We start from the raw sequence: 15,196 nt of genomic DNA, 5'->3' as shown, positions 1-15,196 counted from the left end.
CGCTTATTGAATTCGGTTTGAATTCGGGTGTTTTTAACCACATAGCTTCCAGGAAACTTATTTTATTTGCTATACAAGGTTGTATTTCTACTCCTCATATAGACGGCTTGCCTCGACTCCATGGAGCGCCAGTTCTGATTCGATTTCCGTTGGGTTGAGTCGAATGCCTTCTATGGTTAACAGATTATAAATAGAATCCAAGTCGATTTTCCATTCGTGGATGCCATTCAGTTTTTCAACAGCTTGTTTAATTTTGTCTACAAGACTGGGGTGTTGTGCATTAGTTTCGAAAATGAGCTTTTCCATAGTGTTTCATATTAGGCCTGATTAAAAATCAGGCGGGTTTAACCAAAATAGCGTAGACAATCATTTGATCGGCTAATTACAATAGTTTCAATATAGGGATAATAATCTGAAATTAATGTTTTAAAGTGACTAAATTGTAATGAAACTGTTAATTTTTGTAATAAATAGATGGGAATTTCACAGTCGTGTATTTAGTCCAGGGACACTCAAATTTCATTTTATCGCAAACGAATAAATGGTTTGGTCAGTCGGGTTTTCTGAAGCTGCTTTTTCGTTCATAATAAAATTTTAACTAAGTTTGGATGAACATGACGACTGAGATCTCGAATATAATCATTCTGTTATTGCTGACTATTGTTGCTGTAATATTGGCTTTGTACCTCTTCTTAAGACAAAAATACCGGAAACTTGAGGTAGAAAATAGACAACAAAAAGAGCTTTTTAATCGTATGGACAATCAAAAGATAGAACATTTTCATCGGGCTCAATTAAATCCGCATTTGCTTAAAAATTCGTTGAACGGAATACTTTCGCATGCTTATCAAACCTATTATACGATGGACAAATTGGCCATGGTATTAGACTACGTTTTATACGAAAGTGAAGATGAACTTGTTTCACCGAAGGCTGAAATTGAATTTGCACGTAATCTTATTGAGATAAATAAAGTAAAACTGAGCCCCTTATTTGATATCCGCGTTAAATTTGACATTGATGAACTAAATAGTTCCTTGTTGAATACACCTTCATTGGTTCCTTTGATGTCTGTGGATTTAATTGAAAACGCATTTAAACATGCAGATTTCCATGGCCCTGATTCTTTTATTTCTATCATGCTGACCTTTAAGAATGGTTTGCTGGAGCTCATTGTAAGCAATCGAATTTCAAAACGTTCACCCCTACAAAAGGCCAAAAGTGGAATAGGCAGCAAAACTTTGGAAGAGCGGCTCATGTTGTACTATCCCGGTAGACATCAACTGCGGCGGTTTGTAGAAAACGATGTCTATACTGCCAACCTTCAAATCAGATTGTATGCGGATTGAAAGAAATTTGAAATGTATTCTTCTGGATGATGAAATACCAAGCTTGAGGTTCTTGAAAATGCTCTGTGAGCAAATTCCAAGGGTAGAGGTGGTGAAAACCTTTAATGAACCAGCAGCATTGTTGAGAGAATATCGTTCACTAAGTTTTGATTTTTGTATTCTGGATATTGAAATGCCGGAATTTAATGGATTTGATGTAGCCAGAGAACTCAAGGATTTTCCTATCGTGTTTTCTACCGCATATAAACAATATGCGAGCGATGCTTTTGATATTAATGCTGTAGATTACATGCGTAAACCAATATCCCTGCAACGTCTTCAGCAGGCCATTATGAAGGTGGAGCAACTAATCAGCAAGCGAGCTGAAACTGTCCCGTTTGCGCAATTTAATACAAATAAAGGAAAAACAGTATTGTATTTTGAACAGATTAACTATGTGCAAATAGCTGAAGTAGACAGCCGCGATAAAACAGTTTATTTGGCAGATGGTTCATTTATTTTATTGAAAAATATAAGCTTTGATAAGCTGATGGAGATCTTGCCTGAACACGATTTTATCCGTATCAATAAAAAAGAAGTCATTGCAACCAAGATCGTCAAATTTTTCTCCGCGGATGAAATTACAAGCACTTTGTCGGACGACCAAGATCTACCCCTTCTTTTTAATTTGGGCGAATCGTACAAGAAAATGTTTTTCGAGAAATTCAGTTGATTACAAAATTCATTTGGTTCATTACATATTTTCGTAGACCTACCTGCTGAAAGGCATTAAAACTGCAACAGAATTATATTTTTGTTGAGACTGTATTTTATCTCCCCTTATTTATTGAGTATTGGTCGGGGACTTAGTATGCTATTGTCATTATATTTATTTTAATTGCTATTGGAGATGAGGAAATATAGGAATACAATTTTCTACGTAATTTTGGTTGGTACATTACTTGCCGTAATGTATTGGGTGATTCATTTGGGGGCACTGCTGGAAGCTCCAGAGCTTCTGCGAGGGGAGAAAACAAGTCAAGGTGCCTGGAAGGATTTTACATCAACTTTATTCCATAGTCTGCAGCATCCGTTAGCGATATTATTGGCTCAAATCGTGACGATCATTATCGCGGCACGTATTATGGGCTGGATTTGCATTAAGATTAAGCAGCCTGTGGTAATCGGAGAGATGCTCGCCGGTATCATATTGGGACCATCATTGCTGGGGCTCTATTTTCCGGAATTTTCGCATACACTTTTTCCTGTAGAGTCGCTTAGTAATTTGCAGTTTTTGAGTCAAATTGGGCTGATATTATTTATGTTTATCATTGGAATGGAGCTGGATCTGAATGTGCTGCGAAATAAAGCGCATGATGCTGTTGTCATTTCTCATGCAAGCATTGTGATCCCATTTACGTTGGGAATTTCATTGGCTTATTTTTTATACCTATTCCATCCACCTACAAATGTAGAGTTTCTATCCTATAGCTTGTTTATTGGTATTTCCATGAGTATCACCGCATTTCCTGTCCTTGCCAGAATTATACAGGAAAGAGGATTGCAAAAAAGTAAGCTAGGTGCAATGGCGATTACCTGCGCGGCTGCAGACGATATTACGGCTTGGTGTATACTCGCTGTCGTAATTGCAATCGTCAAAGCCGGTGATTTCGCCAGTGCGTTGTATACAATAGGGCTTGCTGTTGCTTATGTGCTCATTATGATTAAGATCGTGCGCCCATTTTTGATGCGCGTTGGAGAGGTAAAAGGGAGTAAGGAAGCTTTGAGTAAACCTGTTGTTGCTATTTTCTTTATTGTGCTGTTATTGTCTGCTTATGCAACCGAAGTAATCGGTATCCATGCGCTTTTTGGTGCATTTATGGCGGGAGCAATCATGCCCGAAGGAAGTCGATTCCGAACAGCATTCATCGAAAAAATCGAAGATGTCTCTACTTTGTTGTTGTTGCCTTTATTTTTTGTCTATACTGGACTGCGTACGCAGATCGGTCTACTTAATGATCCTCAGTTATGGATGATTACCGTTGGTATTATTTTGGTCGCGGTTATTGGGAAATTTGCCGGTAGTACATTGGCGGCGCGTTTTGTCGGTCAAAGCTGGAAAGATAGTTTGAGTATCGGCGCGTTAATGAATACGCGGGGGTTGATGGAACTTATCGTCCTCAATATTGGATACGATCTTGGCGTTTTAAGTGCTGAATTATTTTCGATGATGGTCGTTATGGCCTTAGTGACCACCTTTATGACAGGGCCATCCTTAGATCTCATCAATTTTCTTTATCGACCAAAGAAGAGTTTATTACAGGAAGATCTCCAGGATAAATCAAAATTTAAGATTCTATTGTCTTTTGCGAAAAGTAATACCGGGATTTCACTGTTGTATCTGGCTGATGCATTAACCTTAAAATCAAAAAAGAATGCTGAAATTACAGCTTTACATATTGAACCTGCCAACGAATTACATCATTACGAAGTGGAAACTCAGGAGTTGGATAGTTTCCGTGAAATCAAGCAGGTAGCACAGCAGCTCGAGCAACCTATTCAGACAGTCTTTAAAATCTCCAGTGATATCGACAGTGAGATTGTTCAAACTTCCAACGAACGCAATCAGGACTTATTACTGTTGGGAGTTAGTGAATCAATTTATGAAGGAAGCTTACTGGGACGTTTTTTAGATTTTACTACCCGGATTGTGAATCCCGAAAAGTTATTCCATACGGTTACAAATGCCGAATCTCCTTTTATGACATTTGATAGAAATCAACAGATCAATGCCAAAGTGAACGCGATGGTAGGGATTTTGATTGATAAAGACTTTGTGAAGGCGAAGCGAGTGATTGTTCCCGTCGTCTTAAAAAATGATGAATTTCTGTGTGAAATGATAAAACGTCTGATTCAGCATTCAGATGCTCAGATCATAGTTTGGGATCTCAATCAAGTGCTGAAAACCAATGAAAGCTTCAAGGAGAAATTGAGGCAATTGGAACAGCTTGTTCCAAACCACCTTACAATAACGGAAAAAGAGTTAAACAGTGATACCTGGCAGGACCAGGACTTAATGTTGATCAGCCTGCCTAGCTGGAACAAAATTGTCAATAAAAAAGTACATTGGCTTCCTTTCACGCCATCTACACTGTTGATGGCGGATCGCAAACCATAAATAAAACGTAAAAAGCCCCTAAATCAATAATCTAGGGGCTTTTACTTAAGGTGTTATCAAGATCTATTTATTGATCTTTTCTATCTTGATTTTTAGTCCGATCAATTTTTCGATATCAGCCAAATACGGTCTTTCTTCTACATCGCAAAAAGAAATAGCTTTTCCTTCCTGACCAGCTCTTCCTGTTCTACCAATGCGATGGACATAGGTTTCCGGTACATTTGGGAGATCATAGTTGATGACAAGCGGTAGTTGTTCGATATCAATTCCTCTAGCCGCAATATCGGTAGCGATCAAAATTTTCAGATGACTGTCCTTAAATTCACCTAAAGCTTTTTGTCTTGCATTTTGCGATTTATTTCCGTGAATGGCTGCTGCTCTCAAGCCATTTTTTGCAAGCAGCTTAACGATCTTATCGGCACCATGTTTTGTTCTGGAGAAGACAATGGTGCGCTCATGCTTCAGCTTTTTTAAGAGGCTCGTCAATAATTTGATCTTTTCCTTCTTTTCAACAAAAAATACAGATTGATTTACTTTCTCGGCTGTTGAGCTTACCGGGGTGACGTCAACCTCAAAAGGCTTGTGTAATATGCCATGTGCAAATTTACGGATATTGGGTGGCATCGTTGCCGAGAAGAATAAGGTCTGTCTTTTTGAAGGAATTTTGGTCAGGATCTTTTTGATATCATGAATAAAGCCCATGTCCAACATATTGTCCGCCTCGTCCAATATCAAGATCTCGATTTTATCTAGAGAAACTATTTTTTGATTCATTAAATCCAGTAACCGGCCTGGGGTAGCAACAAGAATATCAACACCTTTTTTAATTTCTTTAACTTGCTTTTCTTGGCTTACGCCACCGAAAATAGTACAATAGTTTAGTTTTAGATATTTTCGGTATAAGTTGATATTGTCTCCAATTTGAATGGCCAGTTCACGCGTTGGTGTAAGGATCAAAGCCCTAATCGGCACGAGTTTACCAGGTGTCTTAGTTTCTTCAAGACGTTGTAAAAGCGGAAGTGCAAAGGCGGCCGTTTTTCCGGTTCCCGTTTGTGCACAACCGATAAGATCGTTGCCTTGCAATACAATTGGAATGGCTTTTTGTTGAATTGCAGTAGGGTGTGTGTATCCTGTTTCTGTTATTGCTTTTAAAAGCGGAGCTATTAAACCGAGTTGTTTAAATTCCATAAATGGTATGTTCGAATTTGTCTTAAATAAAACCTCTGAGAATCCTTTTTATGCTTTTTATTTGAAAACTAAAAGTCTTCAACGGAAAAGTAAAAGATTGCTGAAAAATTGTAAAGGAAGAATAGGAAAAAGAAATGGGATAAGTCATTAAGAATTACCCCATTAACAAGAAAGTGTATTTTTTGGATTACGCCAATTTTACATTTGTAGCGCTGATCCCCTTTGGAGTTCTTTCTACATCATAAGTAACAACGTCGCCTTCAGATACTTGATTTTTAAGCGCAGAAACGTGTACGAAAACATCTGCACTACCATCCTCTGGTGTAATAAAACCAAAACCTTTAGTTTCATTGAAAAATTTAATTTTACCTGTATTCATTATTTTTAATTAAGTGCGACAAGGTAGGCATAATAAATGATTAATCTTTTATTTTTTTTTAATGAATTGTAAAATGTGGTGTGTAACTGAGCGTTTTTTTGAACGGGATATTGATTGAAACAGCGTTAGAAGGAGGAATTTATCGAACAAAAATGTATAATAAAACACGATCTCGCCAAGCAATGTAACATGGTCAACTCATGATGTTGTTATTAATGGTATTATTAATTATTTAGATAAATATTTTTTCTAAATGTTTGTTCTTAGTGAAATTAGTATTAACTTCAACCGCCCCTCCCAAGGGCATGTTTTTCATAGGTAGATGTATGGTCGAGTGATTCTAACTCGACCATTTTTTTCGTTTTTTTCATAGGGTTAAGCTAGGTTTGTCTATATATATTTTACAATGCTTTTTGCGAGCACCTAAATTCATTTTTGTATTTTCATCGAAGCAATTTGTTTTTAATAATTAAGAAAGCAGTTCTTATTTAGGGTATTCATCCAAGCGTATGTATTCTATTCGTATTGAGAATTTAGATGATATCCAGTAAAAACAAAACTTAAACCAATATCCAATGAATAGAAAAGATTTTATCAAAACGTCTACTGTTTTAGCGGCATCATCATTTTTTTTTAATGCTAAAGGTTCAAACTTTTTAAATCAATCCATCCGGGTTGGATTAATTGGTGTAAATGGTATGGGCTGGTCTGATTTGAATGCATTGTTAAAGAATGATGGTTTGGTGTGTACTGCTCTTTGTGATGTGGATGAAAATATTCTTAAAAAAAGAGCTGAAGAACTTCAAAAAAGAAATATACAGGTCGAAACGTTTGTAGATTATAAGAAGATGCTCAATAGCTCGATTGTGGACGCGGTCATCATTGCCACACCCGATCATTGGCATTGCCTGCAAATGGTCGATGCCGTAAATGCTGGAAAGCATGTATATGTCGAAAAGCCCATCGGTAACTCCATTGTTGAATGTCAATTAATGGTTCAGACAGCAAAAAAGAATAAGGCTATTGTTCAAGTCGGGCAATGGCAAAGAAGTCAGCAACATTTTAAGGACGCCATTGATTTTGTTCATTCCGGTAAATTGGGCAAAATAAGATTGGTAAAAGCTTGGTCTTATCAAGGGTGGAAAAGTGCTATTCCCATCGTGCCCGATGAACCGGTTCCCGCAGGTGTACATTATACGGAATGGCTAGGTCCGGCACAAAAAAGACCATTTAATTCGAATCGATTCCATTTTAATTTTCGATGGTTTTGGGACTATGCTGGAGGTTTGATGACAGATTGGGGCGTTCATATGTTGGATTATGCGTTACTTGGGATGAAGGTTTCCGATCCAAAATCTATTATGGCCTCTGGAGGTAAGTTTGCGTTCCCGGACGATGCTGGACAAACACCTGATACGATGACTGCTGTGTACGAGTTTGATGGCTTCAATATCCAATGGGAACATGCCAAAGGAATTGATCTCGGACCTTATAGCCGTAATCATGGCGTCGCATTTATTGGTAACAATGGTACGCTGGTCTTGAACAGGTCGGGCTGGGAGGTTATTCCAGAAAAAGGGAGGATGGAAGCGGTCACTATCCAACCTTCTTTAGATAATGGACTGGACAAACATATGGAAAATTTTGTAGCAGCAATTCGCCAACGTAATCCAGAAGTACTGCATGCACCAATTGAAGTGGGGGCGCATATTGCCATATTTTCCCAGCTCGGAAATATTGCATTCAGGACTGGACAAAAACTCTACTGGGATAAAGATAAACAGCATTTCACCGATCAGAAAGCAAATAAATACTTAGCTTCGGTTTATCATAACGGCTATAAATACCCAAAAGTATAATGCCTTAAAATTGGTTGTTGATTAATCATTATAATCAACAACCAATGGATCACGGTTTACCAATGGATTATTTCATTATTCCTTGAAGAACGAATTCGTTTGCGAGATCGATCTCTTCGCGATTGATGGTGTGTCCCGCGTCTTGATATACCATGAGCTTTACATTGGCATTCATTTGTGCTAAGATGGATACCGTAGCTTCAACCCGCTCAAGAGGAACATGGAAATCGGGATCGCTCGTGCCAATAAAAATAGGCGTTTGTGCAAAGTCCCCCATGTAATTATCCCTGTTAATTTCTTCACCGATTACCCCACCTATAATTGCTATAGCCCCACCATAGCGCTGCGCATGCCGTGCAAGGTATTCTAGTGTTAAACAGGCACCCTGAGAAAATCCAAAAAAATAGATGTTTTCGGCGAGTATCCCACTCTTTAAAGCTAGTTTAACCGTATGATCGATCAGATCAATTGCGGAACTCAACCAGGGTTCGTTCTCTTGTACGGGAGCAATAAAAGAATAGGGATACCAAGTGTGATTTTTTGCCTGCGGTGCAAGTAGTGCAAAATTATCGACATGAAGATAGGATGACATGCCAAGGATGTCTTCTGCACTCCCCCCACGACCATGGATCATCACAATGGCTTTTTCTGCCTGTTCTAAATTTTTACCAGCTGTTTTAATATTTATTGAATGACTCATTTTATCCTTTCATGTAGGGTAATTTATACCGTTTTTTTAAACCAAACGTCTTGATATAGTTCTGGATGACGATGAAACTGCGCATTTACATAAGGGCATAATGGAACAATTTTCATGTTGTTTTCGCGCGCATGAGCTACCAATTTCTCGAGCAGTATTTTTGCAAATCCTCTTCCCTCATAGGCTTCGTCCACCTCTGTATGGTAAACAACGAGATTACCGTCAATGATAGCGATACTCATTAAACCTGCTTTGCGTTCATCGGAGAATAATTGAAGCTCTCCACGTTGATTTTTGTCTAATACAATTTCAGTTCTTTCCATAACTTCCTTGTTTGTATAATGATGTTTATATATTTTAATTAATCGATTTTTGGCAATGTCTGTTCAATCTGCGAACGGTAGCTTTCATATTGCTTTGGCAATTTGAGTGCCGATCCTAAGCTGGATAGCGGTTCGTCTACCGTAAATCCGGGATTGTCCGTGGCGATTTCAAATAAGACACCACCAGGTTCACGAAAATAGAGTGAGAAAAAGTAATCTCGATCTATTTTTGGTGTGATATCTAACCCTGCTGAAAGTACCTTTTCACGATACTCCATCAAAACATTGTCGTCCTTTACCCGAAATGCGACATGATGATTTGTACCGGCTGCATTTTTGCCGTATGGCAGATTTTTATCCGCTATTATGTCAACAATGTTAGCCGTATCAATGCTATCCGTTGTTAACCTATAACGATTATCATGCTGTTGTTGGAGCGAATAACCCAAAATATCGGTCAATACTTTTAGCGTCGGATCTGCTTCTTTTAAAGAAAGCGTGATATTATGGAAGCCTTTTAGTGCATGTTCGCCATTGATGTCAGTCGTTGTCCATGCTTTTCTATCATCTTTCGTTTCAATAAACTGAAGCTGCAATCCATCGGGATCATTAAATGAAATTAGCTTCTCTCCAAAAATTTCACTTTCCTGTAAACTAATCTGATGTTCCACTAAGCGTTTTTTCCAAAAATCCAAACTCCCTTGAGGTACAGCATAGCCAATATGAGTCGCCATTCCTGCTCCTGCGGTACCTTTTCCGATACCTTCCCAGGGGAAAAAAGTGAGGATCGTTCCTGGTTCGCCCTGTTCATTGCCGAAGTAGAAGTGGTATGTGCCGGGGTCGTCGAAATTAACAGTTTTTTTGACAAGGCGTACACCCAATACTTTCGTGTAAAAATCGAGATTTCGCTTTGCATTGTCTGCTATCGCAGTAATGTGGTGTAACCCTAATATTTTATTTTCCATATCTGATAATTTTATTTTCTTAACTAATGTAAAGTTACGCCGACCAACAGGGAATTTTATTGAACTAGATTAATAAAAGCAATAATGGCAATTTTGTTTTTTAGGGAATAGTGATTTTCGAAAATATATAAAAAAACACCTGAAGTTGGGGACTTCAGGTGTTTAACCTAACCAATTATTAACCTAAATTTATGAAATGTATATTCTGAATATTATACTATTAACAGTAAATCCAATTATCATGCCAATATTTAATAGTGTAAATGAACTCAGATAAAAGCCTTATATATGGTATAATTTCGGTAAATTGGATTGTACTAATGTGAGGTGGGAATCGAAGACTTCAATTAAAAATAGATTAAAAGATGAAAAATAGAACAATAGTTAAGGTCATGACTTTCTCTGTTTTATTGCTAACGCTGGGCTGTCAGCAGCCACAGACAAATGAATCAAAGGAGGCTGCACAAAAACAACTTGACGAAAACAAAGAGAATAAAAGAATCGTTTTAGATTTTTATCAGCAAATGTTTGGTGATAAGGATGTTTCTGCAGTTGATAAGTACATTTCTCCCGGATATATCCAACATAATCCCTCTGTTGCGGATGGAGCAGCAGCATTTAAGCTCGCTGCGGCGAAATGGTTTGAAGGGCAGCCTAAAACGAAGATTGATGTGCAACACATTGCTTCGGATGGAGATTTGGTCTTCATACACCTAAAGAATAAGAATCCAGATGGTCGTCTTAAATCAACTATTGATATCTTCAGGCTAGAAAAAGGTAAAATTGTGGAGCATTGGGATGCACAGCAAGATGTTCCTAAAAATGCAGCAAACGCACATCCTATGTTTTAAGGATAGTAAAAAATTACATTTCCTTTTTCCGTTGCGTTTTAGTCCCTCTTAATTGTTCGGGAAGCTGTCAGGTATGGTAAATTATATATACATTTAGACCTAAATCATTTTTCTGAGCAAACCATTAATTTTAATCATGAAAAGAGTCTTAGGCCTAAGTTGTTTTTATCTGTTGTTTTCTGCATGTAGTGTTCATTATAGTCCCAAAGATCATCCTTATGTATATGTGCAAAAGAAAGATCGAGAGATTAAGGAATGGAAGCTGGTATGGGAAGAGCACTTTAATTCCCCTAAGCTAGACAGTAGTAAATGGTCCCGGATTCCAGCAGGCGGAGCCGACTGGAATCGACACATGAGTACAGATGACGCCTGTTTTGGATGGGAAAATGGAGAGTTGATTCTTAAAGGAATTAAAAATACAGACAAAAATAGAGATTCAAGACCATTTTTGACAGGTGGGATATGGAGTAAGGGAAAGTTTGCTTTTCAGTACGGACGCATAGAAATCCGAGCTAAACTTGGAAGTGCAAAAGGGGCATGGCCTGCCATGTGGATGCTGGCGGAGTTAGATAAGTATGGGAAGTATCCGAGAAACGGCGAAATCGATATTATGGAACATCTTAATTTTGATCATATCATTTACCAGACAACACATTCATACTATACCTTAGATCTGGGGCAAAAGGAGAATCCTAAACATTTTGGTACCGCTTCGATCAAATCAGAGGAGTACAATACATATGGTATAAGCTGGTATCCCGATCGTATTGTATTTCAGGTGAATGGAGTTGATACCTTTACTTATCCAAGGGTTAATGGAGTAGACCCCACTCAGTGGCCTTATGATCAACCCTTTTATCTATTGATTGATCAACAGTTGGGCGGGAGCTGGGTTGGTGAGGTAAATCAAGACCAGCTGCCCGTTGAGATGCGTGTCGACTGGGTTAAAGTTTACCAATAGTGCTCCACCAATTCTCGGAAGGGTAAAAGATGAAAATGATCGCCGACTATTGAACTGCAGTTTTCTGATAACAATGAAAAATTACCATTTATAGATGACCTATGATTAAGTGATAAAAACTTAATATACACGACATAGGAAAAATGTTTACTTTTGGCCAAATTATGGAAGATAATACGATATTCAAGATTAGCAATAAGATTAAGGAAATTCGAAAAGAAAAAGGAATTACCATACAGGAAGTTGCTGATAGAGCGGGGGTAAGCAAGGGACTTATTTCGCAGATTGAAAATAACAGAACAATACCCTCCTTACTCGTATTGATTAATATCATCAATGCACTGAATATTGATCTTAATGAGTTTTTTAAAGATTTTAATTCTGAATTGGATTCAGGCCCAGTGGTCGTTCGGAAAAAAGATACTTATAGTCCGTTTGAAAAAGAGTCGGCGATTGGTTTCCATTATAAAAGGATTTTTACATCTGCGATGGATAGTTCGACCATGGACATTGTTCTTTTGGAGTTGCTTCCAGATGCACAGCGACCAATGGTTGAGACCGAAGCTTATGAATATAAATATATCATTAGCGGACAGGTTGAGTACATCTTCAATGATCAAATAATTAGCTTAGAAGAGGGCGATTCGATCTTTTTTAATGGGCGATTGTCACATACACCGCGTAATGTTGGAAGTGAAAAGGCCGTCATGCTAATTGTATACTTTTTTGAAAATAAGAAATAGAGGACAACATGTTAATTGTCAGAGCATCATTGAATCATTCAGTGATGCTTTTTTTATTTTATACTTTTCGTATCGCAAAGGGATGCTTATATTTGTTTATAAATACTTAACAAAAGTTTAGTCTTGTGTTAATTTCCAAAATTTACTTTTGATTGCGGACAATGAGGTCTGTTAACAAGTTTAAATGATGGAGTTAAACCAACGAATAAAAAGACGCATAAATAGACTGGATGAGAAATCTGTGGCTATTGTTTTGGCTGTAACAGCATTTTTATGTTACACGAGTATGTATTCATTTAGAAAGTCATTTACGGCATCTGCTTTTGCAGATGATACTATTTTTGGTGTCGATTATAAAGTCTGTATGGTGGTCATTCAAATGCTGGGGTATTTGTTGTCCAAGTTTTATGGCATTAAATTTATCTCTGAAAGTAAACAGCGAAATAGAGGGCGGTATTTAATCGGTTTGATTTGTATTTCATGGATAGGGCTTTTGGCATTTGCAGTTTGTCCGAGACCTTGGAATGTTGTCTTTCTTTTTATCAATGGTTTTCCATTGGGAATGGTTTGGGGCTTGGTATTTAGTTATTTAGAAGGAAGGCGGTTTACAGAGATTATGGGGGCAGTGATGTCTGTGAGCTTGATTTTCGCGTCAGGACTGATAAAAACGGTTGGGCGGTGGTTGATGTCTTCTTTTCATATTGATGAGTTTTGGATGCCATTTTTGACAGGTTTACTTTTTTTTCTACCCTTTGTTTTGTGTGTATGGATATTGGAAAATGCTCCAGGGCCAACAGAAGAGGACAAGAAGCTACGGACGGAGCGCATTGCGATGGATAGTAAAATGCGAAAACACTTTTTTAAAACCTTTATGCCGGGTATCGTTTTGACTATTATCGTTTACACCATGCTTACTATTTTACGTGATGTACGCGATAATTTTGAGGTTGAAATCTGGCAGATGTTACATGTGAAAGGGGCGGGCATTTTTGCAAAAGTTGATGGGACTATCTCCTTGATTGTACTGCTGCTGGTAAGTTGTCTAATCATGGTTAAAAATAATCTTAAAGCATTTAAGTTGATCCACTATATGATCATTATAGGTTTTCTGACTGCAGGTATTTCTACCTATTTGTTTACGAAACAATGGATTGACGGTTTAAGTTGGATGTTGCTTGTCGGTTTGGGCTTGTATATGGCATACATTCCTTACAATGCCATATTTTTTGAGCGAATGATCGCAACATATCGTATGAAAAGTAATATTGGTTTTGTTATGTATATGGCTGACTCAATCGGTTATTTGGGTAGTTTTCTGATATTGGTAAACAAAGAATTTATGCCAAATTCTGTTACTTGGGGAAATTACTTTATTCAATTGGTCTTTTTAGCCTCTATTATCGGCGCTATTTTGGGTATCTTCTCTCTACTCTATTTTATTCGAAAAAAAGAACAGATGAAAGGAAGTGATGATGAATTGTTGGCCCCTTGGCATACCACAAAAGGAGAAGTGCAAATTAGTTAACTATACTTTTTTATGATATTCTATTTATAAAGATGAAAACAAATACATATGATTTAATTATTGTTGGGGGCGGGATTTTAGGGACCTTTCATGCCTATCATGCGTTACAAATGGGATTACGCGTGCTCCAACTCGAAAAAGATAATTTCCCCGTGGGATCTACTGTTCGTAATTTCGGACAGGTAGTGCCATCGGGGATGGCCGGAGAATGGTTTGATTATGGTGTACGAGGACTTGAAATATATCAATCCATTCAGCGGGAGATGGATATATCTGTTAGAAATAACGGCAGCATCTATATTGCTTCGGATAGTGATGAAGTTCAGGTGCTTCACGAGCTGTCTAAGCACTATCAGGGAAAAGGATATGATCATGAACTTTGGTCAAAGGAAGAGGTTTTATTGAAATATCCCGTAATGAATGCTGATTATGTTAAAGAGGCTATCTTTTTTCCGCAGGAACTCAGTGTAGAACCCGAGTTAATGATTAGACAGCTGCATATTTATATGCAAAATAAGTTTGTGGACTATACGTTGAAATACGATACGACAATTGTGGCCTGCGAGGATAAAAATGATGCTGTTGTTGTCACGAGCAGTACGCTAGAAAACTTTGAAGGGAAAAAATTGCTTATCTGCAATGGATACGAGTTTAAAATTTTATATCGTTCCTTGTTTGATAATAGCGGGCTTGAAATTAGCAAGCTGCAAATGATGCGTACAAAGCCTTTGGCTCATATTCATCTTCCCGGGAATATCTTAACTGGGTTGACCATTCGTCGATACGAGAGTTTTGAAGAATATTGCCCGTCGTTTCAGACAATTCCAATGCCTGATCACTATCAGGAGCTACGCAATTATGGAATTCATATCCTATTTAAACAGGCCACGGATGGTAGTATTATTATTGGTGATTCGCATGAATATGCAGCGGGCAACAGACTGGATGAACTGGGCTTCTCCGTAAGTTCCTATATCAATGAATTGATGATTGCGGAAGCCAACCGTATCCTGCCAATGGAGCGTAGCTGGATTTCATCTTCCTGGGCAGGTTATTATTCGCAGCACAAAGATCATATTCTTGAAATCGACGTTAGCCCAAGAATACATGTTAGAACCGGTATTGGAGGGAAGGGAATGACCGCAAGTGCTGGCTATGCCGAGCAGAGTATTGAAAAACTTTTTTAATTTAACCCT

At 37.9% G+C, this 15,196-nt stretch carries 15 protein-coding genes; 9 read left to right on the top strand and 6 right to left on the bottom strand.

All coding sequences use genetic code 11. The features are described from left to right. Window positions 1–87 precede the first annotated feature (87 nt). A complete protein-coding gene (locus tag ACLCDV_RS15900) occupies window positions 88–306 on the bottom strand; it encodes a hypothetical protein (RefSeq protein WP_046672939.1) in 219 nt (72 codons plus the stop codon). A gap of 302 nt (window positions 307–608) precedes the next feature. Here ACLCDV_RS15900 and ACLCDV_RS15895 point away from each other — a divergent pair, with 302 nt between their 5' ends. The 3 genes from ACLCDV_RS15895 to ACLCDV_RS15885 all read left to right on the top strand — a co-directional run bounded on the left by ACLCDV_RS15895 (window position 609) and on the right by ACLCDV_RS15885 (window position 4,506). Then, the gene (locus ACLCDV_RS15895; protein WP_317665903.1) at window positions 609–1,349 is read left to right on the top strand and encodes a histidine kinase; all 741 of its coding nucleotides are present in this window, start codon (window positions 609–611) and stop codon (window positions 1,347–1,349) included. Continuing rightward, complete coding sequence (locus tag ACLCDV_RS15890) at window positions 1,339–2,061, top strand: LytR/AlgR family response regulator transcription factor (RefSeq protein WP_411971619.1); 723 nt, start codon at window positions 1,339–1,341, stop codon at window positions 2,059–2,061. Before ACLCDV_RS15895 ends, ACLCDV_RS15890 begins: the two co-directional genes overlap by 11 nt. Window positions 2,062–2,238: 177 nt before the next feature. Further along, window positions 2,239–4,506 carry a cation:proton antiporter gene (locus tag ACLCDV_RS15885; protein ID WP_411971618.1) on the top strand — a complete coding sequence of 756 codons (2,268 nt, stop codon included), beginning with the start codon at window positions 2,239–2,241 and terminating at the stop codon, window positions 4,504–4,506. 63 nt (window positions 4,507–4,569) lie between these two features. On the opposite strand, the gene ACLCDV_RS15880 is transcribed toward ACLCDV_RS15885, so the two are convergent. Both ACLCDV_RS15880 and ACLCDV_RS15875 read right to left on the bottom strand, forming a co-directional pair. Then, window positions 4,570–5,694 carry a DEAD/DEAH box helicase gene (locus tag ACLCDV_RS15880; RefSeq protein WP_317665909.1) on the bottom strand — a complete coding sequence of 375 codons (1,125 nt, stop codon included), beginning with the start codon at window positions 5,692–5,694 and terminating at the stop codon, window positions 4,570–4,572. 187 nt (window positions 5,695–5,881) lie between these two features. Then, the gene (locus tag ACLCDV_RS15875; protein ID WP_046672944.1) at window positions 5,882–6,073 is read right to left on the bottom strand and encodes a cold-shock protein; all 192 of its coding nucleotides are present in this window, start codon (window positions 6,071–6,073) and stop codon (window positions 5,882–5,884) included. Window positions 6,074–6,648: 575 nt separating this feature from the next. Here ACLCDV_RS15875 and ACLCDV_RS15870 point away from each other — a divergent pair. Further along, window positions 6,649–7,932, top strand: a complete 1,284-nt coding sequence (locus ACLCDV_RS15870) for a Gfo/Idh/MocA family protein (RefSeq protein ID WP_411971617.1) — start codon at window positions 6,649–6,651, stop codon at window positions 7,930–7,932. Window positions 7,933–7,999: 67 nt separating this feature from the next. Here ACLCDV_RS15870 and ACLCDV_RS15865 read toward each other — a convergent pair whose 3' ends face one another. The 3 genes from ACLCDV_RS15865 to ACLCDV_RS15855 are packed head-to-tail and all read right to left on the bottom strand — an operon-like array spanning window position 8,000 to window position 9,920. Beyond that, window positions 8,000–8,632 (bottom strand): alpha/beta hydrolase, encoded by a 633-nt coding sequence (locus tag ACLCDV_RS15865; protein ID WP_411971616.1) that lies wholly within the window; start codon window positions 8,630–8,632, stop codon window positions 8,000–8,002. A 23-nt stretch (window positions 8,633–8,655) separates the two neighbouring features. Beyond that, on the bottom strand, window positions 8,656–8,988 hold the full coding sequence (locus ACLCDV_RS15860) for a GNAT family N-acetyltransferase (protein ID WP_411973951.1): 333 nt from the start codon (window positions 8,986–8,988) through the stop codon (window positions 8,656–8,658). Between the two features lie 5 nt (window positions 8,989–8,993). Continuing rightward, on the bottom strand, window positions 8,994–9,920 hold the full coding sequence (locus ACLCDV_RS15855; RefSeq protein WP_411971615.1) for a ring-cleaving dioxygenase: 927 nt from the start codon (window positions 9,918–9,920) through the stop codon (window positions 8,994–8,996). A 365-nt stretch (window positions 9,921–10,285) separates the two neighbouring features. Here ACLCDV_RS15855 and ACLCDV_RS15850 point away from each other — a divergent pair, with 365 nt between their 5' ends. From ACLCDV_RS15850 to ACLCDV_RS15830, 5 genes are all read left to right on the top strand, one after another. Next, window positions 10,286–10,771 carry an ester cyclase gene (locus tag ACLCDV_RS15850; protein ID WP_317665916.1) on the top strand — a complete coding sequence of 162 codons (486 nt, stop codon included), beginning with the start codon at window positions 10,286–10,288 and terminating at the stop codon, window positions 10,769–10,771. A gap of 136 nt (window positions 10,772–10,907) precedes the next feature. Then, a complete protein-coding gene (locus ACLCDV_RS15845; protein ID WP_317665918.1) occupies window positions 10,908–11,732 on the top strand; it encodes a glycoside hydrolase family 16 protein in 825 nt (274 codons plus the stop codon). A gap of 164 nt (window positions 11,733–11,896) precedes the next feature. Next, complete coding sequence (locus ACLCDV_RS15840) at window positions 11,897–12,475, top strand: XRE family transcriptional regulator (RefSeq protein WP_317665920.1); 579 nt, start codon at window positions 11,897–11,899, stop codon at window positions 12,473–12,475. Window positions 12,476–12,659: 184 nt separating this feature from the next. After that, window positions 12,660–14,000, top strand: coding sequence for a DUF5690 family protein (locus ACLCDV_RS15835; protein WP_317665922.1), 1,341 nt, complete (start codon window positions 12,660–12,662; stop codon window positions 13,998–14,000). Window positions 14,001–14,032: 32 nt separating this feature from the next. Further along, complete coding sequence (locus ACLCDV_RS15830; protein WP_411971614.1) at window positions 14,033–15,187, top strand: TIGR03364 family FAD-dependent oxidoreductase; 1,155 nt, start codon at window positions 14,033–14,035, stop codon at window positions 15,185–15,187. Window positions 15,188–15,196 lie beyond the last annotated feature (9 nt).

It is taken from the genome of Sphingobacterium sp. Lzh-3 (assembly GCF_046764375.1).
Lineage (GTDB): Bacteria > Bacteroidota > Bacteroidia > Sphingobacteriales > Sphingobacteriaceae > Sphingobacterium.
This window is presented reverse-complemented; position numbering and strand designations above follow the sequence as displayed.

Bases quoted from the DNA above. Each gene is read 5' to 3' on its own strand.
- ACLCDV_RS15900 (WP_046672939.1), bottom strand. From the start codon at position 306: ATGGAAAAGCTCATTTTCGAAACTAATGCACAACACCCCAGTCTTGTA.
- ACLCDV_RS15895 (WP_317665903.1), top strand. From the start codon at position 609: ATGAACATGACGACTGAGATCTCGAATATAATCATTCTGTTATTGCTG.
- ACLCDV_RS15890 (WP_411971619.1), top strand. From the start codon at position 1,339: ATGCGGATTGAAAGAAATTTGAAATGTATTCTTCTGGATGATGAAATA.
- ACLCDV_RS15885 (WP_411971618.1), top strand. From the start codon at position 2,239: ATGAGGAAATATAGGAATACAATTTTCTACGTAATTTTGGTTGGTACA.
- ACLCDV_RS15880 (WP_317665909.1), bottom strand. From the start codon at position 5,694: ATGGAATTTAAACAACTCGGTTTAATAGCTCCGCTTTTAAAAGCAATA.
- ACLCDV_RS15875 (WP_046672944.1), bottom strand. From the start codon at position 6,073: ATGAATACAGGTAAAATTAAATTTTTCAATGAAACTAAAGGTTTTGGT.
- ACLCDV_RS15870 (WP_411971617.1), top strand. From the start codon at position 6,649: ATGAATAGAAAAGATTTTATCAAAACGTCTACTGTTTTAGCGGCATCA.
- ACLCDV_RS15865 (WP_411971616.1), bottom strand. From the start codon at position 8,632: ATGAGTCATTCAATAAATATTAAAACAGCTGGTAAAAATTTAGAACAG.
- ACLCDV_RS15855 (WP_411971615.1), bottom strand. From the start codon at position 9,920: ATGGAAAATAAAATATTAGGGTTACACCACATTACTGCGATAGCAGAC.
- ACLCDV_RS15850 (WP_317665916.1), top strand. From the start codon at position 10,286: ATGAAAAATAGAACAATAGTTAAGGTCATGACTTTCTCTGTTTTATTG.
- ACLCDV_RS15845 (WP_317665918.1), top strand. From the start codon at position 10,908: ATGAAAAGAGTCTTAGGCCTAAGTTGTTTTTATCTGTTGTTTTCTGCA.
- ACLCDV_RS15840 (WP_317665920.1), top strand. From the start codon at position 11,897: ATGGAAGATAATACGATATTCAAGATTAGCAATAAGATTAAGGAAATT.
- ACLCDV_RS15835 (WP_317665922.1), top strand. From the start codon at position 12,660: ATGATGGAGTTAAACCAACGAATAAAAAGACGCATAAATAGACTGGAT.
- ACLCDV_RS15830 (WP_411971614.1), top strand. From the start codon at position 14,033: ATGAAAACAAATACATATGATTTAATTATTGTTGGGGGCGGGATTTTA.